Origin of the sequence: Halorussus aquaticus (assembly GCF_024218795.1) — an archaeon.
GTDB classification, from domain to species: Archaea; Halobacteriota; Halobacteria; order Halobacteriales; family Haladaptataceae; genus Halorussus; species Halorussus aquaticus.
On record NZ_CP100402.1, the window covers coordinates 318,730 to 345,661 of the forward strand.

25 protein-coding genes and 1 pseudogene are annotated in these 26,932 nt (G+C 59.3%); 13 read left to right on the forward strand and 13 right to left on the reverse strand.

Annotated elements, in window-relative coordinates; translation table 11 throughout:
• The first annotated feature begins 85 nt into the window (after positions 1-85).
• The 3 genes from NGM06_RS22040 (at position 86) to NGM06_RS22050 (ending at position 5,710) form a co-directional block, all read left to right on the forward strand.
• Positions 86-3,475, forward strand: a complete 3,390-nt coding sequence (locus NGM06_RS22040; RefSeq protein WP_256568013.1) for a UvrD-helicase domain-containing protein — start codon at positions 86-88, stop codon at positions 3,473-3,475.
• Positions 3,476-3,667: 192 nt separating this feature from the next.
• A complete protein-coding gene (locus NGM06_RS22045) occupies positions 3,668-4,972 on the forward strand; it encodes an outer membrane protein assembly factor BamB family protein (protein WP_368410515.1) in 1,305 nt (434 codons plus the stop codon).
• Between the two features lie 381 nt (positions 4,973-5,353).
• Positions 5,354-5,710 carry a hypothetical protein gene (locus tag NGM06_RS22050; RefSeq protein WP_254270544.1) on the forward strand — a complete coding sequence of 119 codons (357 nt, stop codon included), beginning with the start codon at positions 5,354-5,356 and terminating at the stop codon, positions 5,708-5,710.
• A 96-nt stretch (positions 5,711-5,806) separates the two neighbouring features.
• Here the strand turns inward: NGM06_RS22050 and NGM06_RS22055 are convergent, their stop codons facing one another.
• Both NGM06_RS22055 and NGM06_RS22060 read right to left on the reverse strand, forming a co-directional pair.
• The gene (locus NGM06_RS22055) at positions 5,807-6,754 is read right to left on the reverse strand and encodes a DUF3179 domain-containing protein (RefSeq protein WP_254270545.1); all 948 of its coding nucleotides are present in this window, start codon (positions 6,752-6,754) and stop codon (positions 5,807-5,809) included.
• A 31-nt stretch (positions 6,755-6,785) separates the two neighbouring features.
• Complete coding sequence (locus NGM06_RS22060; RefSeq protein ID WP_254270546.1) at positions 6,786-7,295, reverse strand: helix-turn-helix domain-containing protein; 510 nt, start codon at positions 7,293-7,295, stop codon at positions 6,786-6,788.
• Between the two features lie 293 nt (positions 7,296-7,588).
• Between NGM06_RS22060 and NGM06_RS22065 the strand changes: the two genes are divergently transcribed.
• Positions 7,589-8,305 carry an NAD(P)H-hydrate epimerase gene (locus NGM06_RS22065; RefSeq protein ID WP_254270547.1) on the forward strand — a complete coding sequence of 239 codons (717 nt, stop codon included), beginning with the start codon at positions 7,589-7,591 and terminating at the stop codon, positions 8,303-8,305.
• Between the two features lie 52 nt (positions 8,306-8,357).
• Positions 8,358-8,765: a hypothetical protein gene (locus tag NGM06_RS22070; RefSeq protein ID WP_254270548.1), complete on the forward strand. Its 408-nt coding sequence runs from the start codon at positions 8,358-8,360 to the stop codon at positions 8,763-8,765.
• A 74-nt stretch (positions 8,766-8,839) separates the two neighbouring features.
• Here the strand turns inward: NGM06_RS22070 and NGM06_RS22075 are convergent, their stop codons facing one another.
• Positions 8,840-10,237, reverse strand: coding sequence for an outer membrane protein assembly factor BamB family protein (locus NGM06_RS22075; RefSeq protein WP_254270549.1), 1,398 nt, complete (start codon positions 10,235-10,237; stop codon positions 8,840-8,842).
• Positions 10,192-10,566 (reverse strand): hypothetical protein, encoded by a 375-nt coding sequence (locus NGM06_RS22080; RefSeq protein ID WP_254270550.1) that lies wholly within the window; start codon positions 10,564-10,566, stop codon positions 10,192-10,194. Before NGM06_RS22080 ends, NGM06_RS22075 begins: the two co-directional genes overlap by 46 nt.
• Before the next feature lie 92 nt (positions 10,567-10,658).
• Here NGM06_RS22080 and NGM06_RS22085 point away from each other — a divergent pair, with 92 nt between their 5' ends.
• From NGM06_RS22085 to NGM06_RS22095, 3 genes are all read left to right on the forward strand, one after another.
• A complete protein-coding gene (locus NGM06_RS22085) occupies positions 10,659-11,003 on the forward strand; it encodes a hypothetical protein (RefSeq protein ID WP_248653250.1) in 345 nt (114 codons plus the stop codon).
• Positions 11,004-11,601: 598 nt separating this feature from the next.
• Positions 11,602-11,760: a hypothetical protein gene (locus tag NGM06_RS22090; RefSeq protein WP_163523562.1), complete on the forward strand. Its 159-nt coding sequence runs from the start codon at positions 11,602-11,604 to the stop codon at positions 11,758-11,760.
• A gap of 531 nt (positions 11,761-12,291) precedes the next feature.
• Positions 12,292-12,672 (forward strand): hypothetical protein, encoded by a 381-nt coding sequence (locus NGM06_RS22095; RefSeq protein WP_254270551.1) that lies wholly within the window; start codon positions 12,292-12,294, stop codon positions 12,670-12,672.
• 125 nt (positions 12,673-12,797) lie between these two features.
• Here NGM06_RS22095 and NGM06_RS22100 read toward each other — a convergent pair whose 3' ends face one another.
• From NGM06_RS22100 to NGM06_RS22115, 4 genes are all read right to left on the reverse strand, one after another.
• A complete protein-coding gene (locus NGM06_RS22100) occupies positions 12,798-12,995 on the reverse strand; it encodes a hypothetical protein (protein WP_254270552.1) in 198 nt (65 codons plus the stop codon).
• 217 nt (positions 12,996-13,212) lie between these two features.
• On the reverse strand, positions 13,213-13,866 hold the full coding sequence (locus tag NGM06_RS22105) for a ribonuclease HI family protein (RefSeq protein WP_254270553.1): 654 nt from the start codon (positions 13,864-13,866) through the stop codon (positions 13,213-13,215).
• A 216-nt stretch (positions 13,867-14,082) separates the two neighbouring features.
• A complete protein-coding gene (locus NGM06_RS22110; RefSeq protein ID WP_254270554.1) occupies positions 14,083-15,150 on the reverse strand; it encodes an alpha/beta fold hydrolase in 1,068 nt (355 codons plus the stop codon).
• Positions 15,151-15,196: 46 nt separating this feature from the next.
• Entirely contained in the window at positions 15,197-15,496 is a 300-nt protein-coding gene (locus tag NGM06_RS22115; RefSeq protein ID WP_254270555.1) for a hypothetical protein, read from the reverse strand.
• A gap of 544 nt (positions 15,497-16,040) precedes the next feature.
• Between NGM06_RS22115 and NGM06_RS22120 the strand changes: the two are divergent.
• Positions 16,041-16,436, forward strand: a pseudogene (locus tag NGM06_RS22120) (transposase); the annotation flags it as partial.
• Positions 16,437-16,824: 388 nt separating this feature from the next.
• On the opposite strand, the gene NGM06_RS22125 reads toward NGM06_RS22120, so the two are convergent.
• Both NGM06_RS22125 and NGM06_RS22130 read right to left on the reverse strand, forming a co-directional pair.
• Complete coding sequence (locus NGM06_RS22125) at positions 16,825-17,655, reverse strand: hypothetical protein (RefSeq protein ID WP_254270556.1); 831 nt, start codon at positions 17,653-17,655, stop codon at positions 16,825-16,827.
• A gap of 49 nt (positions 17,656-17,704) precedes the next feature.
• Positions 17,705-19,030, reverse strand: coding sequence for a radical SAM protein (locus tag NGM06_RS22130; RefSeq protein ID WP_254270557.1), 1,326 nt, complete (start codon positions 19,028-19,030; stop codon positions 17,705-17,707).
• A gap of 300 nt (positions 19,031-19,330) precedes the next feature.
• Here NGM06_RS22130 and NGM06_RS22135 point away from each other — a divergent pair, with 300 nt between their 5' ends.
• Positions 19,331-19,900 carry a GNAT family N-acetyltransferase gene (locus tag NGM06_RS22135; protein ID WP_254270558.1) on the forward strand — a complete coding sequence of 190 codons (570 nt, stop codon included), beginning with the start codon at positions 19,331-19,333 and terminating at the stop codon, positions 19,898-19,900.
• A 209-nt stretch (positions 19,901-20,109) separates the two neighbouring features.
• On the opposite strand, the gene NGM06_RS22140 is transcribed toward NGM06_RS22135, so the two are convergent.
• From NGM06_RS22140 to NGM06_RS22150, 3 genes are all read right to left on the reverse strand, one after another.
• Entirely contained in the window at positions 20,110-21,405 is a 1,296-nt protein-coding gene (locus NGM06_RS22140) for an MFS transporter (RefSeq protein WP_254270559.1), read from the reverse strand.
• 251 nt (positions 21,406-21,656) lie between these two features.
• A complete protein-coding gene (locus NGM06_RS22145) occupies positions 21,657-22,289 on the reverse strand; it encodes an HAD family hydrolase (RefSeq protein WP_254270560.1) in 633 nt (210 codons plus the stop codon).
• Between the two features lie 187 nt (positions 22,290-22,476).
• On the reverse strand, positions 22,477-23,886 hold the full coding sequence (locus NGM06_RS22150) for an FAD-dependent oxidoreductase (protein ID WP_256568014.1): 1,410 nt from the start codon (positions 23,884-23,886) through the stop codon (positions 22,477-22,479).
• 787 nt (positions 23,887-24,673) lie between these two features.
• On the opposite strand from NGM06_RS22150, the gene NGM06_RS22155 reads away from it, so the two are divergent.
• The 3 genes from NGM06_RS22155 to NGM06_RS22165 all read left to right on the forward strand — a co-directional run bounded on the left by NGM06_RS22155 (position 24,674) and on the right by NGM06_RS22165 (position 26,706).
• Positions 24,674-25,666: a ParA family protein gene (locus NGM06_RS22155; RefSeq protein ID WP_254270561.1), complete on the forward strand. Its 993-nt coding sequence runs from the start codon at positions 24,674-24,676 to the stop codon at positions 25,664-25,666.
• Positions 25,663-26,187, forward strand: a complete 525-nt coding sequence (locus NGM06_RS22160) for a DUF7970 domain-containing protein (protein ID WP_254270562.1) — start codon at positions 25,663-25,665, stop codon at positions 26,185-26,187. The genes NGM06_RS22155 and NGM06_RS22160 overlap by 4 nt, the downstream gene beginning before the upstream one ends.
• 285 nt (positions 26,188-26,472) lie before the next feature.
• Complete coding sequence (locus NGM06_RS22165) at positions 26,473-26,706, forward strand: DUF2249 domain-containing protein (protein ID WP_254270563.1); 234 nt, start codon at positions 26,473-26,475, stop codon at positions 26,704-26,706.
• Positions 26,707-26,932 lie beyond the last annotated feature (226 nt).

The window sequence follows — 26,932 nt, forward strand, 5'->3', positions numbered from 1 at the left end:
ACCGAAACCTGACCTTCCGCGGCTCGACGCAACCCAACGGCGTATCGTCGACGAGTTCTGTGCTGGCGACGCTGGTCTCTTCACGATGGACAGCCATCCCGGTGCGGGGAAGTCGACCGTGACGGGAAAAGCGCTCGCCCGCCTTCTGTACGACCGCTATCTACGCGGTGATCCGACGCCCGAACGCCGGATTCTCGCCGCGTCGTTCAGCAGGGAGGACGCCGCGGACATCGCCCCCGACGTTGTCGATTGGCTGTGGGAACTGTATCATCGCGGCGAGACGCCCACGGACGAGTCGGTGACCGTCGAAGACGTTCGCACGCTCGAACGACACCTCCGACAGGACGGCACCGTCGGTACCATCGACGGCGTACTCCTCTCGGTGTTCGAGGAATTCGCCGCGGAGACGGGGTTCGATGGGATGCCGGTAGTCGGCAACGAAGCACTTCTCGCCCGGCTTCGACGTGACTGCTACGAGGAACTCGCCGCTCACCCCGACCACGGTGACGTCGTCGCGGCCCTCGAAGACGCCTATCCGGAGGGAACGTACGACGATGGCCTCCGCGAACTTCTCCGGGACGCGCTCGATACCTCTCGCCAGCGGTGTCTCTCTACCGAGGAGTTCTGCGACCAACTCCGCACCGCGGTCGCGGACATCTACGAGGGTGGCGACTCCGACTCCGTCGAGGCGATTCGAGACGCGGTACGACGCTTCCGCGGCCCCGACGCCGCCGGGCAGTTCGACGAACTGTCCGACGATGACCTCGAAGAACTGACCGCGGCCGACCGCGAACTCCACGCCGCGTGGGTCGAGTGCGTCGAGAACTTCCGTCAGCTCTTGACGGCGTACCGCGACCGCTACGACGACTACTGTCGAGAGCGCGGCGTCCTCTCTCACACCGACTGCGCCTACTGGGTCGACCGATACTTCACGGAGAGTGACGGTGAGACCTGCGAGCGCGTCCGGGACCGCTTCCGAACGACTGTCGAGAGCGTCGTCGTCGACGAGGCACAGGACGTCTCGACAGTTCAGCACGCCGCGCTCTCGCACGTCGTCACGTCCGATATGCGCGTCCTGCTCGTCGGCGACCGAAAGCAGAGCATCTACGTCTGGCGGAGCGCCCGTCCAAGCTTGTTCGAAACGGCGGTCCGTGACGGCGAGTACTTCGGCATCGACTGGAACGACCATCTCGCCGAGCGAGCGACCCGGAACTATCGCTCTCGGCCCGACATCGTCCACGCGATCAACGCCGTGGCGCGTGAAACGCTCCCCGACGAGACTCGCGGAAACGTCGGCACCCTCGACGTGGAGTACCCGCCGCTTCGGCCGACGCTCGCGAACGTCGAAGCGGCGAGCGTCCACGTCGCGCAGTTTCGGCACGGCGGCGTCCCCGGAAGCGAACCGTGGGTGACCGACGACGGCGGGGAAGCCGACGCGGTCGCCACGCTCCTCGCCGGCGGATTCGAAGACGGGACGTTCGAGACCCCCGGCGACGACTCGTCTAGTGTCACGCTCCTGTTCCGCCGCAAGAAGCACATGGACGACTATCGGGAAGCGCTCGAAGCCCGCGGTATCAGCGTCGGCCACGGTCGCGTTCCGCTGTTCGACTCCCCGGCCGTCCAGTCGGCTGTCGCCGTCCTCCGGTGGTTGGAGGACCCGACCGACCCCGATCGGACCGAGGACCTCGTCACCGCCTCACCGCTAGCCGACGGTCTCGAAGCGTGGACCGACCGGTTCCGTGAGGCCGACTGGTGTGTCGAAACCGTCGCGGCTGACCTCGCCAGTAACCGACCGGCTGCCGACACGTCACGTGAAAACCCCGGCGTGATTCGAGTCGTCCGTGGTCTCGTCGCACTGGCGAGCGACCTCCCCAGACGACGTGCCGAACCGGCCGCTGTCGTCGCCCGGCAGGTCGTCGACGTGCTATCGCTGGCCCGCGATCCGTTAGGTATCGACGTCGAGACGGACCACGCTCAGCGACTCGCAACGCTCGATATGTTCGTCCACACGGTCGCGGAGTGGGAGGGCGACGACCGTTTCGACCTCGACCGTCTTACCACTCTTCTCGACCCGTTCGTCGCGTCACCGCAAGATGGTCCTGACCGCCCGCTCGTGGACGACGACGCCGACGTCGTGCTCAAGACGATCCACCAGATGAAAGGCGACCAAGACGAAGTGATCGTTCTCGCAGACCCGGCGGCGTCGATAGGACCGCATCCGCGACAGAGCGACCGACTCGTGACGACCGGCGAGACAGTCGGCCTCGCTCCGCCGACGAACGTCGACACGAGCGATCGACCGTCGATTCCGGGATTCGACAACGGTCTGTACGACCCTGATTCCAACGACGGTGGCGACGTGGGGCTTCGCTGGACGGCCGAACACTGGCGCGGCGACGACCTCGTCAACTATCCCGTCCTCCGCGATGCGGCCGCCGAGCGCCGTGCGGAAGCGTGGCGGCTTCTGTTCGTCGCCATGAGTCGCGCACAGCACCACTTCGTCGTCCCGCTTCCGGCGTCCCGCCCGCGATGGACGCCGCGGGATAACTGGGCTGGCGTTCTCTACGACGCACTCGAACTCGACCGTAGTGCGCCGCGAGCGACTCACACCGTGACGCCCGACGCCCCGGTCCGAGCAGGCGACCGAGGTGGAGACCCGTCGTTCCGTGTCGCCGTCAACGACGTGGCGTTTACCGACCGAGTTGGCACAGACAACCTCGAACGCCCGATTCCCCCGACTTCGAGACTCGGCGGCGACTCGACCGCGTGGATTCCGCGGTTCGTCCAACCGAGTACGTTCCGACCGCTCGCCAACGACGCAAGCGAACACGCTATCGACCACTTCATGGGTCGGGCACTTCACACCGAAACGGACGCCCCTGAAGTCGGCCTCCCGTTCGACACGCTCGGTCCGGACACCATCGGTCAACTCGCCCACGACGTTGTCGGTGAGCTAGCGACGACACGGTTCACGGGAGAGATTCGTCCGGACGAGGACCCGGTCGCTACCGTCGTTCGGCGGAACCTCGACTATCACGCTGCCGATGCCTCGCCCGTAGAGCGAACCGCCGTTCGAGAGTTCCTCGAAACGACTGTCGTCCCGCAGTTCGCAGCGTCCGGACTCCGCGAGCGCGCTCACTCGGCCGCCACCGTCTATCTCGAAGAACCGCTAGAGGGACTCGCCACCGTCGATGGCGTCGAAGTCGAAATACAGGGGCAGGCAGATTTCCTCATGCGGTTTCCCGACGGGTCGTGGTCCGTCGAGGACGTTAAAATCGCACTTACCGACGACGACGCGGCCGAAGGCCGCTACCAGCTACAACTGGCGACGTACGAGTGGGCGCTCTCCAGACAGGTCGGGACGGACGCGGAGATCACCAGTTACCTGTCGACGTTCGGGACCGTTACCGAAGAAACTCGCTGTTCGCTAAATCCGTCGGCTGTTGAACACTGTCTCGGCCGGTTCGTACGTTGAGTTCGGTTTCTTGCGCCTTTCGAGGGAATCCTCTCACTACCACAGGGTGATTCCGCCGACCCCAGTCGCCGCCCGGAGTGACAGTTAGACGTTACTGGTAGCGTCTCGCAATGGCGTGTCGTCACCGTTCGACTCGGTGTCAACCTACTAGGATGATAACGCATATGTGGCCGATGTGTTCCTATCTTACCAATGCCCTCCACCCGTCGAACATTCCTCGCAGCGTGTACGAGCACTCTCACTACGCTCACAGGCTGTCTCTCGTTCGATACTCCAAGCGCACGCGGACGCTGGCCGCGTCGAACAGTCGATAACGCCCGTACGGGGTTCGCCTCGACTGACGGCCCGACAGTGTCGCTTCACGTAGAGTGGCAACGGTCACGGGAGAGCCGAGGCGTTGTGACGGTCTCACCCGTCGTTAGCGATGGAACGCTCTATTTTGGGTACTCTCGTGAGGCGACAAGCGACGAACGGGGAGGGGCGTGGCTAGAAGCGTTCGACGCCGCAACCGGCGAATCGCTCTGGACGACAGAACTCTGGCGAAGTGACGAGTTCTACTACTTTTATCTCTCTGATTCGCTCGTCCTCACCGACGACCGGTTGTTCGTCCAGACAAAACCGGGATTGAAAGCGGTCGACGTGGACGGCGACGAGCAATGGGTGTTCGATAATCTCTATCAAGGGCAACAGACGCCCGATGCTATCCCACCGGTTGTGACGGACGACATTGTCGTGACGGGAACGTACAGTACGTCCGTTGCGGAGACGGAGCAACCAGAAACAGTATTCGGACTTGACCCAGACAATGGTACCGAACGGTGGCGAGTCACGCTTCCCGACTTATCCGGGATGTGGCAGTTAGCGGCGGCGGACGGTACCGTTTACGTCCCGATGGTCGAGTCCGAGCGTCTCATCGCTCTCGACATCGTCACCGGCGAGAAGCAATGGCAGTTGGAAGTGCCGGTCGCCGGAACGCCAACAATCGTTGACGACACGCTCTTGATTCCCCTTCGTGAACACGATAACCAGCAGTCTATCGCTGCGGTCGATCTCCCCACGAAAACGGTTCGCTGGCGGACACCCGTCGGTGCTCGATGGGGAGACGCGGGCCTAACGGTCGCGGATGATTTAGTGTACTATGTGGCCGAGTTCGGTGTCGAAGCACGCCACACTGAGACAGGTGAGCGCGTCTGGCGGTTCGGTGGCCGTACTGAAGGACAGCCTGAGATGGATCTCGTTTCGACGCCCGTCGTTGCGAGTGACTCCATCTACGTTCCGGGTTGGATTCAGCGCGACACTATGTACGGTCACTTATTCGTCCTCGACGCACAGACGGGAACAGAACAGACGCGCGTCGAATTAGGGCGGAATCGGGAAATGGGGCGGAGTATCCCAGCGGTAACGTCTGATCTCGTATTCGCAGCGACGAATACTGGCAATCTGTATGCGTTTGGCGAATGTGGAACGTCCATACTAGACTTCTGTCTCACCGATTAGATCACCTCGGTTCCCAAATTCGGTGAATCCAGTCGGAAGTAGATGTCGCTGTATTATCGAACCGTATGCTCTCCCCGGATGGTTCACCACGTCTTGAGAGAACAGCCTTTCCCTTCCTGTTGCCTCGTGGCAATCGGTTGAGGTAGGTAGCCAACGGACGAGTAGTCATTGGTCAGGACCGCATTCGAGACGTGTTCGATGCGATTGTCGCTGGCGACCTCCCCATATCGTCCGCTCTACATTTCTCGTGGTCGTAGACGACGTCGGCACCGTCCAGTAATTCCGCGTAATCAAGTTGGACTCTTACTGGGGTCTTTAGTCGCGGCCGGAATGGCCGCCGTCATCCGATACTTACGCATCACGGCTCAATCGTGAGTCGTCATGGCGAAAGCAGCTGTCGTGATTCTGGCCGGTACCGAATCGCACGCAGACAACGGTCGCGTCGTCAACGGTCTCGAAGCCGCGAAAGAGTTCGCCGAGAACGACGGCGACGAACTCGAACTCATCTTCGACGGCGCAGGGACCCAGTGGATTCCAGAACTCGAAGACGAGGACCACGACTACCACGACCTCTACGCGTCGGTCAGCGAGAACGCGTCCGCCTGCGATTACTGCGCTGGCGCGTTCGGCGTCGACGATGCGATACAGGACGCTGGCGTCGTGACGCTGGACGAGCACGAGGGCCACCCCAGCATCCGGTCGCTCGTCGACGACGACTACGAGATCATCACGTTCTGACGGGCGACCGTTCGGCCGTCCCCGATTTCGTTATTTTTCTGCTGACCACCACGTGCTCACTTCGAGTTGGCGGTGACCGTGAGTCTCTACTCCTCCTTACGCTGAGTAGAACGCGTCGGGACCGTGGTCGTCCTGCCACGCGAACGCGAACAGCCGTTTCGCGGGTACCTCTTCGAGGGACCGTCCGTCCGCTGACTCGCCCGTCGCTTCGTCCCACGTGGTTCCGTCGGCCTCGTACGCCCCGTATTCTGTCTGTTCGAACTCGTAGCCGGGGTTCCGAAACGCGTAAATTCCGTTCTCGGACGCGAACACGACGACATCAGATCCACCGATGGTGGTCGTCACGACCCCTCCGTTCTCTTTGACCCATGGGAGTGGGAATCCGACCGCGTTGTCGCCGGTTTTGATACCGAGGACGACCGTTTTCGCGTCGAGGTCGTCTCTGTCCCACGACCGGCCCTCGGAGCCACGGTGTGCGCCTAATCCGAACCCTTCGCTCTGGAAGTAGCGTTCGTACGGCCGCGCGTCGTAGTCGATGGATTCTGGCTCGTCGGTCTCACTCGCTGCTTCGCTCTTCGCGTCGGTCCGTTGGAGGACGACCCCGTTCGGATAGCGGTCCCGGAAGGTCGTCCACGGCATCATCGATGCGGGGGAGACACTCAGCGTCGTCCCTTCGAGTTCGCCTGCGATGCACTCACCGAGTGACTGCTTCCACTCCGACTCGGTCTCCCGGTCGTACATGACGAGCGCGTCGTCGGCGAGCTTCCCGGACACACCGAATGTGAGGTCCCGTGTACCGACTGTCCGCTCGTACACCACCGCACTCCCGCAGAGCGGACACCACGTTACCGCAATCGGTTCGTCTCTGAATTCGTCGTTGACGATTTCGTGGTAGTTCAGAATTCGGACGGGGTACGCACGAGCGTCACCGTCCCGTTCTACTACGATCATCTCGTCGTCCGGTTCACCAAAATACTCCGTGCCGAACACAGGGTCGTCGATGCTCGGAATGGCGTCCCGTGGAACGACTTGTCGGACGTTCATCGGAGAGGATTCGGAAGTGAGACTGAAAACCTTACCTGTCCCAGTAGATATCGGTCGATTCGCTGTCGTCGGGATTGGCTCGGGCCAACGCCGCTACCTTCTCGCGGTTGATGTCCTCGACCAGTTCGAGTGCCTCGTCCATCCACGCGTGGAGTCCGACGGTCAGTCGCTGGCGGACCTCCTCGACGTCCACCGGCGTGTAGACGTGGACGTAGCCGCCCTCCGAGAGCAGGCGCTGGCGTTTCTCCAGCAGGCCGATGTCGGTCAGGTGATTCAGCTGTCTGCTGACGGTGCTTCGGTCTAACTCGAGGTGGTCGGCGAGTTCTCCGGCGGTCGATTCTCCGTCCTCCATGAGGAAGACGCAGATGCGTATCCCCGTCTCGGAGATGCCAAATACCTCTCGCAGAACGACGGCTAGCTCCGGGAGCTCTACTGCGGACGGTCGTTCTTCCTCGTCGGAGTCGGACCCTGAGCGTCCGAACGAGACGTTTCCGCAGTGTTGGCATTTGTGCACCTCTCGCTCTTTGTCGGTTGTTCCCATGGAGGGGGTTAGCTACGGAGAACCAAGTTCGTTTGGTGAGTTCGAAGTAAGCGGGACTGTCCAGAAAGTCACCGCCGCAGGTCCCTGCTTAGCTACCTACTCGATTGACCGTGCGAGAGTACCGGCATCGATTCACTGAATCAAGTCTCGACTCGCGAGAAACGGCTTGCCACCACGCAAAATCAATTTCGACAAAGAACGAGGTTACGACGAGGAGGTACGGGAGGTCCCGTTAAGTCTCGCCGGGACGCTCTTGACCGTACGTGTAGTTACTACGGATAGTGAACGTATAGATGGAGGGAACTGCATTCCAGACGGCGGACGGCACGCTAATTCCTGCAGTTACCGCAGATGAAATGCGCGAGATAGACCGCGTCGCCGTCGACGATGTCGGTTTAACGCTGCTCCAGATGATGGAGAACGCCGGACGAAATCTCGCAGGTCGTGTTCTCGAACGCGACCCGGAGCGCGTGGCTGTACTCGCAGGGAACGGGGGAAACGGTGGCGGGGGACTCGCCTGTGGACGCCACCTCGCCAATCGGGACGTGTCCGTGTCTGTCGTCCTCGACCGCTCTCCGGATGCCTTAGACGGTGCCGTATCGACCCAGTATCGCATTCTCGAGGGGATGAACGTCTCCGTCACCACCTCGGACGCTTCTGACGTGTGTAGCGAGGCGGACACCGTCGTCGATTCGCTCATCGGCTACGGTCTGCAGGGTGCTCCTCGTGGACGGACTCAGGACCTCATCGACCTCTGTAACGATACCGAGACGCCTACCGTTTCCCTCGACGTGCCATCTGGACTCGACGCGACGACTGGCGAGCGTCCCGGACTGCTCGTCGAATCGGACGAGATACTCACGCTGGCACTTCCGAAGACCGGCCTTCGCGAAACCGAGAGTCGGCTCTACCTCGGAGATGTCAGTATCCCGCGTATCGTGTACGAACGAGTGGGTATCGAGTACGAAACACCGTTCAGAGAGTCCTACTGCGTGGCGGTAGAACGGTAAGCGTTGTCCTCCATCGCATTTCGTAACCTGCGATACGTTACAGCTGTCGACCGTGACTCACGAGGAGATGACGTGTTCCGTCCAGACGTATCTAGTACAGAACCTCTGGGACGACGACGTGGGAACGTTCGCGGACGGCACCGATGACGGAGCCTATACCATCACCCCGCGCGACACAGGTGATATCACCGGCGGTGTCAACGCTGTCGACGCCGTCCTCGGTCTCGACGGTGTGAAGCAGACGTTCGCGACCCACTTCAACGACACCTTCAATCGCGGGCGACTACAGCGCGCGACCCGGTGGCAGGCGTCCCGGCCGCGGTGTTCCGGGACAGACGGACCGACTCGAACGGTGGCAACTGACTCGCGAGGAGGGGTACACTCCTCCTTTCGGGGAGTAATGCATTCTGAGTGTGAGACCGCACGACCGAATTCGGTATCACCCTCTCCCGACGAGTGACTTCTTCACGGGGGAGTCGGAGCGATAGCGCTGGAGCGACGTTCTCGCGAGGAAAGGGCGGACGGCGCTGGGAACTAACTTTCCCGTGCGGGCACGTCGCCGAGTGCCGCGAGACTGTCCATGTTACTGGCTGTAAAGAACACGGCTCCGTCGACCAGTACCGGCGGTACGACCACGTTGGGGGACCGGTCGAACACGTGGTGCCAGCGCATCTTTCCTGATTCGCGATTGAATGCGCTGATTGTCTTCTTGCCGGGTGAGTATTCGGGGTCGTCGATCGGGAACACGACCGTTTCGGTTCCGACACAGATTCCCGGGTCGTACACCGGAGCGTCGCGGCGCCATCGTTCCGTTCCGGTTTCGCTGTCGACTGCGACGGCACCGGACGCGCTAGTGACGAACACGGTACCGTCGTCGGCCGCAACCGTCTGAGCGATTGCATCTTCGCCCTCGCCGAACGAGTGGAGTTCGCGGTGGCGGTCGCCGGTTTCCCTGTCGTAGGCGACGAGCGTTCGGTCGTCGGCGACGACCACTCCTTCTTGGGTCGCGACGGGCGCGGCGGACTCGGGTCCGGAGGTGAGTTCGCTCCGCCAGCGCTCCGCGCCGTCCTCCAGCGAGAGGGCAACGAGGGACGGCGCTCCATCGACGTTTCCTACCGCGAACACGCGCCCGTCGTACACTGCAGGCGCATGGACGAGTGGGCGTATCGTGTCGGTTTCCCAGCGTTTCTTCCCGTTCGCTGCTCCGAACGCCTCGATACCGCTTTCGGACGCGACCAGTACGGTCCCGGTGGCTTCGTCTGCGACGAGCAGTTCCGATAATTCGAGACCGTTCGTCGTTTCGGTCCAGATTCGCTCGCCCGTTTCGGGATCGAGCGCGACGAGTTCCGTGTCGTATGCCACGATACATCTCTCGTCGACGACGACAGTCCCGTTGGCCCCGCTGGCGTCGAGGGTGGTTCGCCACTGTTCGGTGCCGTCCTGTGCGTCGAGTGCGATTGCACTCCCGTCGTGGCTGGGGTCGAAGTTCGTCGTGTACACTGTTCCGTCGGAAACCGCAGGCTGCCAGCGTGTGAAGGTCTCCGACGTCCATGCCAGGTTCCCCTGCGATGGAGCGGATACGTCTGTTGCGAACGTGTTCGCCGCGTCGGCTCCGTACTGTGTCCACGCTCCCGTGGGAACGTCCGGCAGGGGGGTGTCCGAGTCTGACGACGGGAGCATCGACAGACACCCCGAGAGTGTACTTGCGCCGACGGCCGCTGTCGACAGGAACGTTCTCCGCTTCATATCCGAGATTAGAATGTTAATTTCATAACTCTTTCTTCCGAGATGACGGTCGTCCGGCGACCTGAGCCGTCGCCGCATCGGGTCGTTCACCAAGAAATAGTGCGGGCGGCCACTGTCCGTTACCGATATGCCGGTCGTGGTTACAGCTGGTTGATCGCTCCGCGAGAGTACGCCCCGATGAACCACATGCACGCGTACGCCGAATTTTCGACGAACTCGTCCCAGTCGTCTCGGTTGTTGGGGCCGTTGTTCACGATCGTCTCGTAGACCTGATCGGAGTAGTTCGTCGAATCACTTGCTATTGTCTTGCAAGCCTCTTTCATCGAACCATCCCACTGCGGGCTGCTCGCTCCCCGCTCGAACTCTTCGACGAGGTCCTTCGAGGTATCGTTGGCGTTGTCCCAGTTGTCCTCTATGAACGACTTGTACGCGTGATGAATCGTACCCTGTCTGCCCTCTGCGCTGCCGACCCCTGCAGCACTCGCGAAGGCCGCAGTACCGCCAATCGTCTTCAACACGCTTCGCCTCGAGGTCCTGTAGTTCCGAATAGCCGCTAATTTCCACGTCAGTTAGACATGTTTTTACAGTAACGAAAAAAGATACCCGTATGAACGACGCGTCACGGTTTGCCCTGTCCGTACTTATCGGTGCCCTCGCCTTTGTGTACACAATCGTAACTACTGGAACACTACTATTTTCTATCGGGGTGGGAGTCATAATCATAAATGGGTCTATCGTAATATTGCGCCCAGAGGTTTGGAATTGGCTACTTTACGGAGGAACAGCCAGAAACGAAGGCCAATTTGTCATCACTACTATGACATCTGTCTTCCTGATACTCGAATTCACTAACAATAGCGCTGAGTTCGGAACAATACACATCCTCACAGTAGTCGTCGCCCTCACCGTCGGCGTCTCATCAGGACTACACAACCAACAACACAAAGAGTAAGCCCAAGACTATCTCCAACGAACACGCCGAACACCAATCTCATACCCCACCAATTAATCCATCCCCTCCTCTGTATTCAGCACGGAGCGTCCGTGTATTTCCGGAATTCTTCCCTGGAAGGGCTGGTACAAGCATGCCTAAATAGCGGCAAAACACCAACTCTAATGGCGATGACACGCCGGGAAGTTGCGAATTGTTAAGGGTTTAGAGTATGATTCAGCAGACGATGACTCGTCTTCTCCGCGGAAGTATCATTCTCCTGTTGGCGGGACTCTGTTTTAGCGGACTATTTTTAGCGGGGGCGCTACCAGGCACTTCCGATACGTCGACCCCACAAGACCGTCCAGTGTTCATCAATTTTACTAATAGCGCGGATACGAGCCACACGCTCGAACTTTGGGTCGGTGAAGGGACAGAGATCAATGACATCCAAGTACATCGCAGTACTGGTGGTGACTACAACACGACCGAGGGGACTGCTGGTATCAGTTCGAGTCATCCCGGCGACTATCACACGGTGATGTCCCTTTCGTTTCCTAGTGAGGTCCAACTCTACGGACGGTACACGTTGGACCCCGGTACGACACGCACTTGGACGATGGCCGAGCCGTACGGCCAGACCGTCTTCGTAATCGTCGTCTACACTGACGACCACGTCAAGATCTGGAAGAGTGTCTCCTGTGACAACGGCCTCCTCTACGGTTTCAAAACCGAAGTAACGTCCTACGGAGCGCCCGGCGCGTACACCTGCCTGTAGACTATGTATTCACGACGAACACTCGTTGCATCCGGCCTCGCGCTCTTGGGTGCGGGCTGTAGTTCACTTCCATTCGGGGATTCGAGGGATGAACAGGACCTCTGTGAGTACGAGGCCGTCGCCGAACCCTTTGACCCCGTGACGGACCTTCCGCCCACGTACAATCGATTTCAGCGGACACTCGCTCACCGAGCAAGTCGCCATGGGAGTACGACTGCTTCCTACGGGCCTCGCCCACTCAAACAAGCCTCGTACGTAGAGTTCGATGACTCGTATCATTACGTCGAACTTGCCAACAGCTACACCGCTGAACTACCTGCACTCGTGCTTAGCGTTACGTGGAATCCCCGCCAAACGCCATCACCGAACGCTACGGTGTTATCGTTCCCGGACCTCCCTAAATCGGACCAAGTAGCATTGCGGTCCACCGTCTACGGCGGTCTCTACAAACCCCAAGTACATCCGGAGACGATACTCGATTTTTCCGCGTCTCCAGTTCCATACCCGGACGGGACTGCTGAATCAACGTTCGTGGACGAGGGCGAGTTGTGGGTTCGTTGGGAGGGGAGGGCCTACCAAGTGACGGCCCACCGAACAACCGCGATGGAGAAGCTCGTACACGAATACACGGCTGAACGGGTAGCAGAGAGTGCCGAGTCATTTCGCGAGTTGATTTCCGACCGACACATCATCCGAATTGAGTCCCCCACACCCGAAGAGCAAGCCATTCTGGACGCGGCGGTGACCGACGGCTATCACGAAACTACCCAGTCTCCTTCCCGCGCATGGCACCGGCTCCTAGAGCGACTTCGGGAGACCGCCTTTCCTGAAGCCCACTACACGTGGTACATCGACTACGACGGGGAGTGGTATACCCTCTCTCTCAGTTCGGACGAATCGTGTACAAATTAAGATGGTTCAGAACTCTACACCGTCGTCACTCTGGTACGATAATTGGCTCATAAGTGCTTGCAGAAGGCGTCTGTAGTCTTGCCTTTCACCGTACACGGGGAACTTCTCGGCGTCGTCCCACGGCATTACCAGCCCCTGCTCCTCGTCCTGTGGGCGTGCTTTCCGTGCAGCTCGGAGTAGTCACCGAGGTCCTCGGTCGTCCACGAGAGCCTGGCCGCATCGTGTTCGGTGACCGCGTCCATGAGCAGACTCAGCACTTGTTGCTCGCTAGTCGATTCCCGTCGCAGTACGATTCTGTCGTCAATACTGGTGTCTATGTTCATGATTCGAGGTCGGATTCCACGGTTCCGCCTACGGAATCCCCCGGTTCATCTGAGGGAACGAACGCGCTAAGAGGTTCGTAAAACAAGACCTGCAGTGTAGTGAAACCACGGTTTTAGCGGTCTTAGAATCAAGTACAACTACACCGACCATGCCATTCCACTGACCACGAGCAGAACGACCGCACGGACACCAACAGGACAGACGAACGTACCACTTCTATCCAGGTCCGAAGGCCGCGATATCGGCTCCTACTGTGGCCAGTGCGTCGGCGGGGTTCGGGTCGCTGTCGGCTAGATGCGTGTACTCGTGTTCCGGGATGCTCGCCAATGCGGTCGTGACGGCCTCGCTATAGGCTTCGACGCCCGGTTCTGTCGGGTCGTTACCTCCCCAGACGTCTCGGATGACCGTCATCGAATCGATACGCACCTCCAGCCGACGTGGCTCGTAGCGAGCCAACAGTTCGGAGAGGCCGAGCTGGAGGGCGACGTACTCGGCGGTGTTGTTGCCCGTCCGGGAGCCGACGGGGCGGCCGAGACGAGCGAGTTCGTCCTCCGTTGTGTCCATGATGACCGCGCCCGCACCTGCGGGACCGGGGTTGCCACGCGAGCTACCGTCGACGTAGAGGACGAAGGTGTCGCTCGTCGACTCGGCGACGGGAGGCCGGGTGACCCCCGACGCCAGCAGGTCTTCGAGCGCCTGACGCAACTCGTCCGAGGTGGTCGTGGGGTCGAAGAGACCGCCGTAGCCGGGGACGGCGTCGTCGATGGCGTCGGTGGCGGCCGCCATCTCGTAACCGACGCTCGCGAGTACCTCGTCGACGAGCGTAGCGAGCGGCGAGAGGTGTTCGGCCGGAAGCGGGTCGTCGGTCACGCCACGTCCTCCTTCGGGATTCGGCTCCGGGCGCTCACACCGTCGCTCGCGGATGTCCTCTTTGGCTGGTCGCACCACTGCATACGGGTTCTCGGTGGTCGAGCGGCATAATCCCTTCCGGTGGTATCGGTGGTCGGTCGCTTCGAATCGGTCGGCCCCGTGGGGTCCTCAGTGGCTGATACACTGGCCGATCTATGGGTTTCGGTCTGGCTGTCGTCAGCGACGGTTCGGGTCTCCGATGTCGTTGTTCGAGTCTTCGCCGACCGTCTCTTGGACCTTCTCGAGTCCTCGTTTGGCCTTCTCTTCGCTCACGCTAGTTCGCTTACTGACCTGCTTCGCTATCTTGTCCTCGTGACCCTCGACGAGTCCGAGTAGCCGCCGAAGCTTCTGCATCAGGCCCATCATCTCAGCGTTTTCGCCCGGGTACCCGAAAATGTGGTGGCCGTCGGTCAAGGGAACGCTTACACACTCTGCGGAGGCGCTACTCCGAGGGTTTGTGAGGAACGTCCGGATGGCGTCGTTGAAGAATTCGGGGTTATCCCACGGCGAAGCATGGCCAGCATTTGGGACTTCCTGCAGGGTCGAGTTGGGGATTTGGCCAGCTAGCGTCGGAGCGTGGCGGCTGATTATCGACGTTTCGTGTTCACCGTAGAGGACGAGCGTCGGGGCAGCGATAGAGGAGAGGTCGATGTCGGTGGTGGAGAAGGATCTGACCGCCCGGAGGGCGTTCACGGCGTCCGCGGTATCCATGTCGGGGAAGGCGTCGGCCCGGAGACTCGTGGTCTTCTCTCGCTCCAGTTTCCGTCCGAACCACAGCACGAGGCCCTTTGCGCGGTTGTATCCGACAAGGCGAACGAGTCCTGCCATGGCGTTCACTAGCGTGGTGCGCTCGATGCGGTCGCGGCGACCGAGGAACGCGGGGGCGAACGTATCGGCGAGCACGAGGCCGCCGAGTTGCTCGGAGTAGCGACTCGCATAGGTTTGGGCGATCATCCCGCCCATCGAGACGCCACACAGTACCGGACGCTCGAGGCCGACCGCGGTGACGAACGCGCGGAGATCCTCCGCCAGCAAGTCGATCGAGTACGGTCGGTGCTGGGGATTCGTCGTTCTACCGTGTCCCCGGAGATCGTATGCAATGGCGGTGTACGCGTCGCTGAACGCCTCTAGTTGCTGTGCTGCCGCCGTGTGATCTGACAGTGCGCCGTGGATGAAGACGATAGGCGGGCCCTCTCCTCGCACCACGTAGTAGGACTCGATGTCGTTCGTCTGAACGGTAGGCATCTCCCCACTACGGCGTTACTCGAGATGAAGTTGCCGTAGAAAGTCATCAACGGAGACTGAGCTGTGGTCTGTAGAAATCGACGACCACTGTCGCGCAGTGCGAGCCGAGAAACACGATCAGGTATCCGAAGATGCTTCCGGTCCGTGCGCGACCGAGCATAATCGGCAGAAGGAGGTCGACTGCGAGCGGTTGAGAGGAGAGTATCCACAGCGGTGCTATCGACGCGCTCGAGTGGAGTCCGATTCCCACGACGGAGGAGATTAGTGCAGCGCTGACGCTCTCCCTGAGGTCGTCCGCGATAACGTGGGTGTAGACTCCCGCCGCACCGATGATGAAGGGTCCCAAGTTCTCCCCGAGTTCGAGTGGGACGAGTTCGGAGTTGAATTCGTACAGTCAGAAACTACTAGTAGACGCACCGTTGGCGAAAATCGATAGAGTGCAGCCTTCTTGAGGATTATAGTTATCGATATTCGACGAGAATTCGGACCGTTGCTGAATACAAAGCGCGAATCGGTCACTGGAACTCTCCCTATTCGGGTAAATTGCAGTTTCACTGAATAAAAACTACACATAAAATAAAAAGAATAAAGTACTGTTCCCTCAGTAGCGCAGTAGTCTGTCTGTTTATTATTGTTGTCAATAAAGGCGACTAAACCGCGAAAGTAGCATCAAGAAAACAAATTCTGAACATTAAAAGAAGCAACCAGTCGATAAAACCTGTTCACGGCGGCTGTTGATCGGTTCTCGACTCGCTCTTCCCGGAAGCGATTTACGCTCCGCCAACACGCCGTCCTGTCTGTCTAAAAGTGGAAAAGATGACCACGTATCGTAACCTTGTTGATGAACTCCTTGAGATGCCTCCCCATTCGTGACGCCCTCGCTCTCGATCCTCGTTGACTGCAGTTCAGGTGCAATTCTAGATATACATTGTTCAATGAAACGACCACACGACACCCAGATCGATGAGCAGGTACTGCACTGGAATCTCGAACGGGTCGAAACGATCACCGCTGACAAGAGTTACGACTGGGACAAATCACGCCGAAATCTCAAGGAGAACGGCGTGAGGCCAGTGACTAAGCATCGCGAATTTTCGCCGCTGGACGCCGCGCACAACGCGCGACTCGACGAAACCTATCACCACAGATCCGTCGTCGAGTCGGTTATTCGTTTGGTGAAACACCGATTGGGCGACACGCTCTGAGTGCGAACCTAGTTCGGCCAGTTCCGCGAACTCCCCCTCAAAGCTGCCGTCAAAAATATCGAAGCATCGCTCAGCCGCTAGACCCCATGATTTCGACCCTCTAAACACGCCCGATTCTTTCTATACTGGCTGTGTTTTCATCAGCGTCTTCTTTAGTTATTGGTTATTCACTATACGTTGATGCATTGGGCCGAGAGTTTACCTCAGTTCCCAATACAAAAAACTGGTAGCTGGTGAACGGAATCCAGCGGATTCCGACTACTTCGGTTCGTCTTCGATGTTAGTGTATTGCGCTTCCATGGGCTCAAAGTCGGTTTCTTCACTGTGCGTCTCGTCGAAGGCGCTGTCTTGTAGCATTGACATGCCGTCTCACAGTATGGGCTCCTTTCTAATAAATCCCTATATTAATTAATCTTTTATATTATTAATAACTTTCATGATGGGGTCAAGAGTGACCGTGACCGATCGGTCAGCTGTTGAAGTCGATCGAGGAGACGTCACCGACTTCGTCGTGGTATCCGTTGAATCGGACGACCTCTTCTTTCCAGTAATCGTCGGTGTTGTACTCGCCGATGCACCAACTGTTCTTGACGTGGGCGAGACCGTGATACCCGGACCAATAGGTGGGTTCGGTGAGAAACTCGTAGGCGGCTTCCGCGGCCTCATCCCTTCCGATCTCCCGGAATAGCCGCCCGGTTTCACTGGCGAACTCGCGTGCACGATCACACTCGAATGAACACGGGTAGAAGTCGACGAAACTCCATCCCTGGTAGGCCCAAATCGGGTTGAGGATCGGGTGAGGATCTTCGACGACGAGTTCGCCGCCACGTTCCTCCGTACTCGGCGTATTCCGGGCGATCGCTACGATGGGATCATGCTGTCCGTTTGCCCGGTGTTGTGTGAGGGCAGTCGCACAGCAGTCCGGAACGCCCCGGTATTTCATCTGGTCGATGGGACTGACGTCCCAGTCCAGGAGCGTCTCTGGGTCGGCGGGGCAATCTGGAGACGTCAACATGAGGGTCGTCTTGTCGTCGTCCACCGCTCGTGCGACGTCGATCTCTTCGCTCATGTCCGCGACGATGTCCGACGCTCGTTCCGTCGGAACGAGTCGACGAAGGGTTTTCCGTGGGTGGTCTTCGTCCAGGAGCGCCCGTTGGGCGACCTCGCGTCGGCCCTCAACGAACGATTCGAGCGGATCGTCCCAGGCATCACGGATCTCCAGTTCCTTCCAGTTATGTTTCGAGACCTCCGGGAGGTCAAGCGAAACGTCCGGTTCGTCTCGGGAGGGATCGAGCATCATTGTGAACGATTAGAACCTCGGATTCGGGTACAGTCGCTGGTGATCGACGTCATTTCTCTCCGTTCTCCCGGTAGGCGATCTCCTCGACGCTGGGAGCGTCGTGAGAGCCGCCAACCACGTTCGGATCTTCCGCCTGGCTGTGGTGCATCCCGGCGAACGGCATGATGTCGACGTCGTTGGTGATGGTCAAGTCGGCCAGGGGGGCGTCCCACGGGGCGTCCGTGATCAACCTGATACCGGGGAACATCGCGCGCACGTCCTCTTCGATCTGCTTATAGAGGGCGTACTTCGCCTTACAATCTCTCGTCCGGTTCCGGTAGTCGTAATCCATTCCCGCCGCCGGACAGCCACCGGTACAGACGTTCCAGTACCGACAGCCCTTGCACCCTCCCTGGTCTTCTTCTCCCTCGGTGTGGGCACCCGGGACCTGTTTGAGCATCTCGTAGCGCTCTTCGGTGTTGTTGTACTCGTTGCCGATCGAATCGCCCTGCAGGAACGCGCTCCCGTCACCGACACTCGCCCACGTCTTCCCGCAACCGCTCGTGGCTCCGTCCCCTTTGATGACCTTCGCACCGGCCGCGTTGAACGGGTCGCATTTGTCGTTTATGCAGTATTTGAGGTGGTTGCCGAGCAGATTGTTCAGGTAATTGGTCATTGGACTCCACTGGTGGTAGGGCTCATCCTTGAACCACTCCCAGCTCTGGAGGAACACCTCCTTGAGTCGCTCGGGACTCAGCGACTGGTCCTCCTGGATGTCCTCGTAGGGGATTGCAGGATTGAAGTGGCCGTAGATGCCGTGCTGTGTGAGGTCGTCCATCCAGTCGAGGAGCTGTTCGAGCTTCTCGTCGGTACCGGCGTTTTGCGTGGTGAGAACGGTAATAATGCCGACGGATACGTCGGTCTTCTTGAGACGATCGATCGCGTCGAGGGTCCGCTCAGTCATCGTCTCAGTGACGTCACGCATTTCGCCGTCCACCTCGGAACGCGCCAGGCGAAGATCGTTGAGGGCGGGAGGCCCGTCACAGGAGATCCCGACGTTGACCCTGTACTTCTCGAACATCTCGATGTGTTCGTCTTCGATGAGGGTCCCGTTGGTCTGGATCCGAGTGTATCGGCTGGTCCCCTCGAGGTCGTACTCCTCATAGATCCACTCGAAGATCCGCTCGATGTGCTCGTTCCGCATCAGCAGCGGCTCGCCACCGAACAGCGACGGGACCTCAGAGTACTTCTCACTGAACTGTTCCAGACGGTCCATTATCTTCTCAATGTCGTACTCCGCGTCGATGTCCGCCTGGGAGTGTTGTCGATCCGGTTCCTCGTAACAGTACGTACAACCGAGGTTACACCCGGTATTTGGCTCGACGAGAATCGTCATGCTGTCACCGTTCGACGATCGACAGTATCGCTGGTTCGAGACCGGATCCCGGTCACGTAACTACCTCGGAGCGATCGGTTCGCTCCTACGTCGAATGTTTCGTTGGCCTCCGTCCCTGGCTGGCGAGACAGGACTCTGTCCGTTCGCTCCAAGAGCGTCGTTTTGACCGTTTTCATAGGGGCTCGAATTGTCAATTGGTAGCATGCATCTTAAATATTATGTATACTAAAATAATCCATAATGTAGTAGGTTTATAACATAGAAGAAAAATATTTATGCACTGTATACAAGTTCGGATTTATGCCAGGTCAGCTTGTCGAGAACGGTGAGCGAATCTCGTTGCGGACAGTCGAGCGTGAAGATGCCGAGTTCCTCCAACTGGCCCACGCCAATCCGGAACTTCGCTATCCACTCGGCATCTCCATGCACCGCAATCGCCACCAGATGGAAGAGGTGCTCGAAGGGCACATCGAAAACCAGAACAACGCTAACTTCCTCGTCTGTCTCGATCACGACGACGCGGAGTCCGGTTATCCTTCGGCGGACGAGGTGACGCCCATCGGCGCAGTCGACGTGGTAAACGTCAACGCGACTCGCCCGGAACTCCAGGGGTGGTTCCTGCCCGAGCACCACAACCAGGGCTACGCCAAAGAATGCCTGGAACTACTGATCGATTACGTTTTCCGGACGTTCAATTCACACGGAGTATACATGGAAACCTACGACCACAACGTCCCGATCCAGCGTCTCGCCGAAATATTCGGATTCACCGAAGAAGGACGGAAACGCGAAGCGGAGTTCGTCGACGGCGAGTATCGAGACGAGATTCAGTACGGGTTACTTCGCCGAGAGTGGGAGGAAGAATCGTAGCAGCAACCGACGATACTGTCCTCCGTGGTAGCTTCGGTCCGGGAGTGGTGCCTCGAAATGGTCGTTTTGGAACGTTCCCCTGAACCCCAACCGGGTCGACGAACGTCTGACCGACTCGCTTCTGAAAATTTCGACCGTCTTCGGAGCCAGCCGTACGAGGACCGCACCTCGGGCGACATCACGAGTCTCTTCTACGACACGGCTGGAAGCTAATCGGGTTGTTTCAGCCCGAGTTGCGCCTCGTTAATTTCGGTGACTGGCGAGAGGTCGTTGAGCTGTGGATGAAGGAGATAGTAGATGCCGATGAGTCCAATGGTGATGCTGACTCCATACAGTGCCGTCACGCTGCCGACCGCGCTACCGAGGGCTCCACCGAGCAATCCACCAGCAGGTGCCATCATCGAAAGAGTACCACTGACGAGTGACGTGACGCGACCGAGTAGCGTATTGTCGACTGTCGACTGGACCATCGAAAAGAACAGCACGTTGCACATGCCTGTGGGAATCGTGGCGATAAATACCAGTAGTGCGGTAGCCCACACCCCGGGCACAGCGATCGCCACGAAGATCAACGCTCCTGATGAGACGTGTGCTACGGCCGCTACCCAGCCGAACGGGAAATCCTCGACGAGAAACGCACTGGCCGCCCCGACAAGGCCCCCGGCACCTATCGCCGCGACCAACAGGCCATACACCGCCGGTCCGCCGATCGAATCGGCAAACGCTGGCAGAATTGCGGTCACTGCGACAGCGGCCAGGTTGTTTACCATCATCCCGAAGAGCACCGCTGGAAGTGCCGACCCACGAACGTAATCAATCCCCTCCCTGAGTTCGACGAGATATCCACCCTCGTCTGCATCTCCATTGTCCGTCGCGTCTTCGGTTTCGACGTCGTCTTTTCCGTTCGTCTTCGGAACAGTGACGCCGACGAACATGATCGCCGCAACGGCGAACGTGACCGAGTTGACGACGAAGAGAGCGACTGCGCCGATGATCGCGATAAGTGCGCCAGCGATCGCGTTGGCGATCATATCGACCGTTCGCAGGGACGTCGAAAAGAGCGAGTTCGCCCGCGTGAGTTCGTCCTCTTCAACGAGCCGAGGGAGGGCCGCGTTCTGAGCAGGATAGACGAATCCGTTGATGAACTTCAGCAGCGGGATGAGAAACAGGACTAGCCACACCGAGAGGTGGCCCGTTAGCGCTGCAAGCGGAACGAGCAGTACGACGACACCGTTGATGAGTTGCGTGCTCAGCAGGATCCGGCGCAACCGCCAGCGATCCACGAGCGGCCCGATGAATACGGTGAAGATGTCCGGTATCCGCATTAGCGCGGCGGCCACTCCCGTGTAGAACGGCGAACCTGTCAGTTCCAACACGATCCACATTGACCCGATGAAATACAAACTATCCCCGACGTCCGTAACGACCCGGCCGAAGAACAACCGCATGAAGACTCCGTTCTTGAAGAGTCCACCAAAATCGGAGTTAACAAACTTCTGTAACATCCGTATCAAGTGTGCTATTATTTCATATAAAAATCTAACGGATATAAAATGGTGGGTAGTTTCTGGTGATGGTCCCCGGATTCGGCGTGGACGTTCACAGTTCGAGGAGTGTTCACTCGGAGGCGCAGAGACGTGCGAACGTAGCAGGCAGAACCTCCGGTTCGAGCAGCCTGATGTTGGCCGTGCTGAAGGCGGAGAGCGGATCGACCAGCGCGTTACCGGCAGATGATTCGGTAAACTTGGCCGACGAATTATCGAACGGGCGCCGGGCCGTCCGTAGAGAGGACGTCTGGAAGATCACCGAACGTCGAAAGCCGAACGTCGGGTTCTCTATACGGCGTCTCCTCGTCGCTTTCGATCCACACTGACGTCATCCCGAGAGTTTCGCCCATCATGAGGTCCTCGTTGTACTCGTCGCTGACGAAGGCGACTGATTCGTCGCCCTCGGGGAGGCACTCGAAGTACCCTTTTGGATGGGGTTTCGGCCGCCGCAAGTCCGAGGAGACGACGAGATCGTCGAAGCACTCCCGGACCCCGTACTCCGAGAGCACCGTCTCGACCCACGGGCGCGCCATGTTGCTGAAGAGGACGAGCGTGTGGTCGTCTGCGAGGTCTCGGAGGACGTCTACGTGTTCCTCGGGAAACTCGGGGTCGAGCCACGTCTTCTCGAGATACTCACGACACGCGTCGTGGGATGCCCCGGTGAGCGTCGAGAGGAGTTCGACGTATTCCGCTGTGCGCTGGACGAAGCCGTCACGGAATGCGAAGTAGGCGAGCCATCCAGGATAGGGTTCGGTTTCGGAATCGACGCCGAGGATGTGGGCCTGTTCGCGTTCGTCGCCGTGCTCGACGATGACACCGCCGTAATCGAGGACGAGATGCATCGGAATCTTTTGAACCTTCTGAGCAATATTCAATCTGACGAACTGGCTGCCATTCCTTCCCTAGCGTAACGACCAACTCGCAATCACTCAGAACCGAGAGGACGACCACGACAGAGAGTTACCCGACGTATTCCGGGACTCGTTCCGCGACGACTAGCCCCGCGCTTGGCGACGACCGCGGGACAGTTCAGCGCTCGCTTTCGACTACCTTCGCAGCGGTCAGGACGGGGTCCCACGTCGTATTGAACGGTGGTGCGTACGCGAGGTCGTAGTTCGAGAGTTCGTCGACGGTGATGCCTTCGGTCACTGCACCGACGAGCGCGTGGCTCCGGTAGACAGCACCCTCACCGTACTCGGAGACGAGACTGCCGCCGAGTACGCGACCGGACGGCCGATCGACGGTGAGCGTTACTTGCACGGTCCCGCCTTCGGGATAGTAGCCAGCGCGAGATTTCGCCTCGATGGTCTCGGTCATCGGTTCGAAGCCGACCGCACGGGCCTCCTCGTGATTCAGAACCCCGGTCCGAGCGGCCTCCATCTCGAACGCCTTGACTGCCGCTGTCCCTGCGGTACCGCCGCCCTCCGTCGGTTCTCCTGCGACAGTCTGTCCGATTGCCCGGCCGTGGCGGTTGGCGGTCAACGCCAAGGGCACGTACGCTGGCTCGCCCGTGACGACGTGTTCGGTCTCCGCACAGTCGCCCGCCGCGTACACGTCCGGGAGGTTCGTCTCTCGGTACGCGTCGGTCGCGATGGCCCCCGTTTCGCCTAATTGAACGCCCGCGTCCTCGGCGAGGGCTGTTCGCGGACGGACGCCGGTCCCGACGAGTACCATTTCGACCGGGACGCGTACGTCGTCGGTGACGACCGCTTCGACCCTGTCGTCGCCCGCGAGCGTTTCTACTTCCGCCCCGAGGTAGACCGCAACGTCTCGGTCGGCGAGGTGGTCGAGGACAGTCTCACTCGTGGCCTCGCTGAACTGCTTCAGAATACGGTCGCCGCGCTGGAAGAGGTGGACCTCGAATCCGTTGGCCGCGAGCGCTTCCGCCATCTCGATACCGATGTATCCACCACCGACGATGCCGACAGGTCCGGTACACGTTTCGAGGAACTGGCACGCAGGTCCCCTGTCGGGTTGCTGCAGATTGCCGTCGGCACGCGCCCGCCCCACGTAGTCACGGAGGTCTTTCCCGTCTGACATCGACCCGAGCGTGTAGACGCCCGTGTGGTCTACCCCGTCGATCGGCGGCGTTATTGCCTCTGCGCCCGTCGCAACGAGTAGGTGATCGTACTCCTGTCTCACCGCTCCATCGTCACTCCGTGCTGTGACGACCCGATTCGAGGGGTCGATATCGACGACTTCGTGTCCGGTTCGGAGATCGATGTCCCGTTCCTGACGAAACTCCTCGGGCGTGACTGAGACGAGATCTTCGAGGGAGTCGATCTCACCTTTGATATAATACGGGAGTCCGCAGGCGCCGTACGAAACCCACTCCCCCTGTTCGAAGACGACGACGTCGAGATCCGGGTCGTCCCGTTTCGCTTTACTGGCCGCTGACATTCCGGCGGCATCGCCGCCGCCGACGACGAACGTTGGCACAGAACATGCATCGGGCGGCCGAATCATAAAGATGGGTCGGGCGTGCAGTTCGACTTCATACGGACCGGCGCGCGTCACCGCGATGAACCGTTCACGTAGCAGGACGCTCGTGGAGTGAACGCATTTTACACCTCGCGAACGTATTTTCAGGAGATTCCGGCGCGGACGGATACCGACAGCGTTCATCGCGCTCCGACTTTCTTACTCCACGTTCGACAGAGCTTCTGTCACAGCCTTCCGTGGTATATGTCTGTATCTAGTGGATGTGGCGAGCGTCTATAACAGATACCCGTTACAGACATCTGTTACAGGTATAAGTGGCGGATTTCAATGACGATGTTCCGTGACAGGGTTCTATACCAGGTGACCTGCGCCAGCTCAGTGTACACTCACCGAATACAGCACTGTGTCACAGCCTTCTGTGATCTATGTCTGTATTTACTACATGTGGCGGACGTCTATAACAGACGTCCGTTACAGGTGTCTGTTACAGGTTTGAGTGGCGGATTTCAATGACGATGTTCCGTGACAGTGTTCTCTACCAGACGACGTGCGTCAGTTCAGTGTACACCTACCGAATACAGAACTGTGTCACAGACTTCTGTAATAGGTGTCTGTAATAGATGTCTGTACTAGATGGTTTTAATTCCGCGAGGGCTACTACAACCGCCATACGTGGCGGGTTACAGAGGTCTATTACAGGCAGATAGAACAGAAGGCTATTACAGATATCTGCCCCGGCCGTCTGACACAGATTTATAGTACAGTGGGAGAAATCCGGCGGCATATGATAACGACTGTAATCTACTCCGAGTCGGGCGGGACGTACAAGACGACGATGACGGCTAACCTCGCCGTCGCGTTGGAGCGAATGGGTCAAAATACCCTCGTGATAGATCTCGACCCCCAAGAGGGGAACCTGACGAGTCTGTTCGACGCTGGCGAACACCGAAGTAAACCGGATGCGGACAATCTTGTCAAACACATCCTCGACATGCCGGACGGTGACTTCGACGACTTGATCGAGACGACGGCCGAAGGCGTCGATATCGTCCCGAGCCACGACATGCTCGGAGACTTCACCTCGAATTTGGAGCAGAAGATATCCTACGAAACCGGCATGCAGAACATGAGTCGCGACGAGTACCCGCGGTTCGAACTCCTCCACGAGTTACTCTGGGAGAAACAGGAACTCCATCAGGAGTACGACGCGGTTCTCATCGACCCCAACGCGCGGGCGGAAGACCTGCTCTACAACGCGATTTTTGCACTGCGGACGCTCGTCGCGCCCGTCAAGCCCGCCGGAAAAGGCAACCTGAGTCTGGAAGGGCTCGAAGAACTCGTCGGCAACATGGAGACCCAACTGGACATCGAAATCGGACTCTCCTGCGTCGTCCCCTCTGGCGTCGGCCAAACGAACGCTCACCGCCAGTACCAGCAGCAGTTCGAGGACACGGAGGCGTTCGCCACGCCAGTTACCATCGGGAACCGGGAGAGCCTCATGGACGCGATGTGGGAGGCGAGGGGGTCGGCGTTCAAAGTCGTCGAAGAGCGTTGGAAGACCTTCGAGCGAGACGGCGAGATGGTGAGTGAACCGGGCCAACGGCGAGTACGCGATAGAGAGATCGAGACGCTGGAGAGACTGTACGAACTCGCCCGATTCGTCGCAGTGGACACGTTCGACACCGACGTCGATCCGGTGTTAGAACTCGACATTCAGGAGTTCGAGAACCGAACCATCGACCTCCGAGAAGACGAGGAAACGGAGGCGACCGCATGAGCAACTTCAAATCCGGCTCCGGGAACCTCGATTTCGGCGGTGACGACGACGAAGACGGCGACGAAGACGACAACACTGCGGAAACGGCAGAGACGCGTGAAGAGGAAGACAGCGAGTCCAAATCAACTCCGACCGAACAGTCCACGTCGACATCGTCGGGCAGGTCCTCGACAACGTCGCCGAGTGGAACGTCGTCGGAGAGCGAGAACCAGTCAGAGCAATCGACGACCGGGCGAGTTTCAGCGCGGGAATCCGGCCAGTCTCCTCCCCCGGCGGACGAGTATCCGTACTTCGTCCGGCGGAGTAACGTCGGCGACGAACGAGACACGCGTCTCGAAATCCACGTCCGGGACAAGGTCGCCGACCGGGAGGCGGAGTTCCGGAGTAAACTCGCCGACCAGCTCGGAACGAGCGAAGTCTCGAAGACGGACGCACGGGAGTTCGCGCTTCTCGCGGCGTTCCAGAACCCCGAGCGCATCGCCGAGTTGATGGAAGACGAAGGATACGGCACCCTCGAGTGACCTCCGCGAAGAGGGGAGGGCCAATACGACGAGAGCCAGCGCCTCGAACACTACCGCTTTCTCCACCGACCGACGCCGGAGCAGTCAGATGCTGGCGGGTCTGAGACTGCCACCAGCGACGATAAAGAATGTGAAGGCCTTCTCGCCCACTGACGGCGCACCACCGCCAGAACTCCGTCGTCACGATAGGAGAACCGCCGTGACGGACGGGGTGATATCAGTACAGTCGTCTGCGAACCTGTTCGTGACAAGAGTTTCGTGACGAGCGTGTCCAGTTCCGTCCACATGACGGGAGAGACACTCGACCTCCGCGACGTGCCGCCGCCGGAACGCCACCCGAAGGTCTTCGACGCGTTCGACGAACTCGACAGCGGTGAGGCCCTCACGCTCGTCAACGATCACGACCCGAAACCGCTGTACTACCAGATGCAGACCGAAGTCGAGTCGTTCGACGCAGACGAATACGTCGTCGATAAGATCGGACCTGACCAGTTCATCGCCACGCTGCGCAAAGAGTGACAGCGGCCCGGTGCGGCGACACGGCGCCGTCTGGGACTCTCGCGGACAGAATCCCATTCCTATTTCGGCCGCACCCGTGACGTAGTGGAGTCGTCCGAGGTACCTCCGTGCGTTGGTGCCGACCTGCGCGATACCGAATGTGTCTGCGGGCTTGACCACATCGAGAGACGTAACGTGGACCGATTCGCTCGCCTTGACGACGGCAGGCGCCGTCACCCCCCGGGTC

Excerpts from the sequence above, each read along its gene's own strand:
- NGM06_RS22040 (WP_256568013.1), top strand. The coding sequence starts at position 86 with ATGGACAGCCATCCCGGTGCGGGGAAGTCGACCGTGACGGGAAAAGCG.
- NGM06_RS22045 (WP_368410515.1), top strand. The coding sequence starts at position 3,668 with ATGCCCTCCACCCGTCGAACATTCCTCGCAGCGTGTACGAGCACTCTC.
- NGM06_RS22050 (WP_254270544.1), top strand. The coding sequence starts at position 5,354 with ATGGCGAAAGCAGCTGTCGTGATTCTGGCCGGTACCGAATCGCACGCA.
- NGM06_RS22055 (WP_254270545.1), bottom strand. The coding sequence starts at position 6,754 with ATGAACGTCCGACAAGTCGTTCCACGGGACGCCATTCCGAGCATCGAC.
- NGM06_RS22060 (WP_254270546.1), bottom strand. The coding sequence starts at position 7,295 with ATGGGAACAACCGACAAAGAGCGAGAGGTGCACAAATGCCAACACTGC.
- NGM06_RS22065 (WP_254270547.1), top strand. The coding sequence starts at position 7,589 with ATGGAGGGAACTGCATTCCAGACGGCGGACGGCACGCTAATTCCTGCA.
- NGM06_RS22085 (WP_248653250.1), top strand. The coding sequence starts at position 10,659 with ATGAACGACGCGTCACGGTTTGCCCTGTCCGTACTTATCGGTGCCCTC.
- NGM06_RS22090 (WP_163523562.1), top strand. The coding sequence starts at position 11,602 with ATGGCCGAGCCGTACGGCCAGACCGTCTTCGTAATCGTCGTCTACACT.
- NGM06_RS22100 (WP_254270552.1), bottom strand. The coding sequence starts at position 12,995 with ATGAACATAGACACCAGTATTGACGACAGAATCGTACTGCGACGGGAA.
- NGM06_RS22110 (WP_254270554.1), bottom strand. The coding sequence starts at position 15,150 with ATGCCTACCGTTCAGACGAACGACATCGAGTCCTACTACGTGGTGCGA.
- NGM06_RS22125 (WP_254270556.1), bottom strand. The coding sequence starts at position 17,655 with ATGATGCTCGATCCCTCCCGAGACGAACCGGACGTTTCGCTTGACCTC.
- NGM06_RS22130 (WP_254270557.1), bottom strand. The coding sequence starts at position 19,030 with ATGACGATTCTCGTCGAGCCAAATACCGGGTGTAACCTCGGTTGTACG.
- NGM06_RS22135 (WP_254270558.1), top strand. The coding sequence starts at position 19,331 with ATGCCAGGTCAGCTTGTCGAGAACGGTGAGCGAATCTCGTTGCGGACA.
- NGM06_RS22140 (WP_254270559.1), bottom strand. The coding sequence starts at position 21,405 with ATGTTACAGAAGTTTGTTAACTCCGATTTTGGTGGACTCTTCAAGAAC.
- NGM06_RS22145 (WP_254270560.1), bottom strand. The coding sequence starts at position 22,289 with ATGCATCTCGTCCTCGATTACGGCGGTGTCATCGTCGAGCACGGCGAC.
- NGM06_RS22155 (WP_254270561.1), top strand. The coding sequence starts at position 24,674 with ATGATAACGACTGTAATCTACTCCGAGTCGGGCGGGACGTACAAGACG.
- NGM06_RS22160 (WP_254270562.1), top strand. The coding sequence starts at position 25,663 with ATGAGCAACTTCAAATCCGGCTCCGGGAACCTCGATTTCGGCGGTGAC.
- NGM06_RS22165 (WP_254270563.1), top strand. The coding sequence starts at position 26,473 with ATGACGGGAGAGACACTCGACCTCCGCGACGTGCCGCCGCCGGAACGC.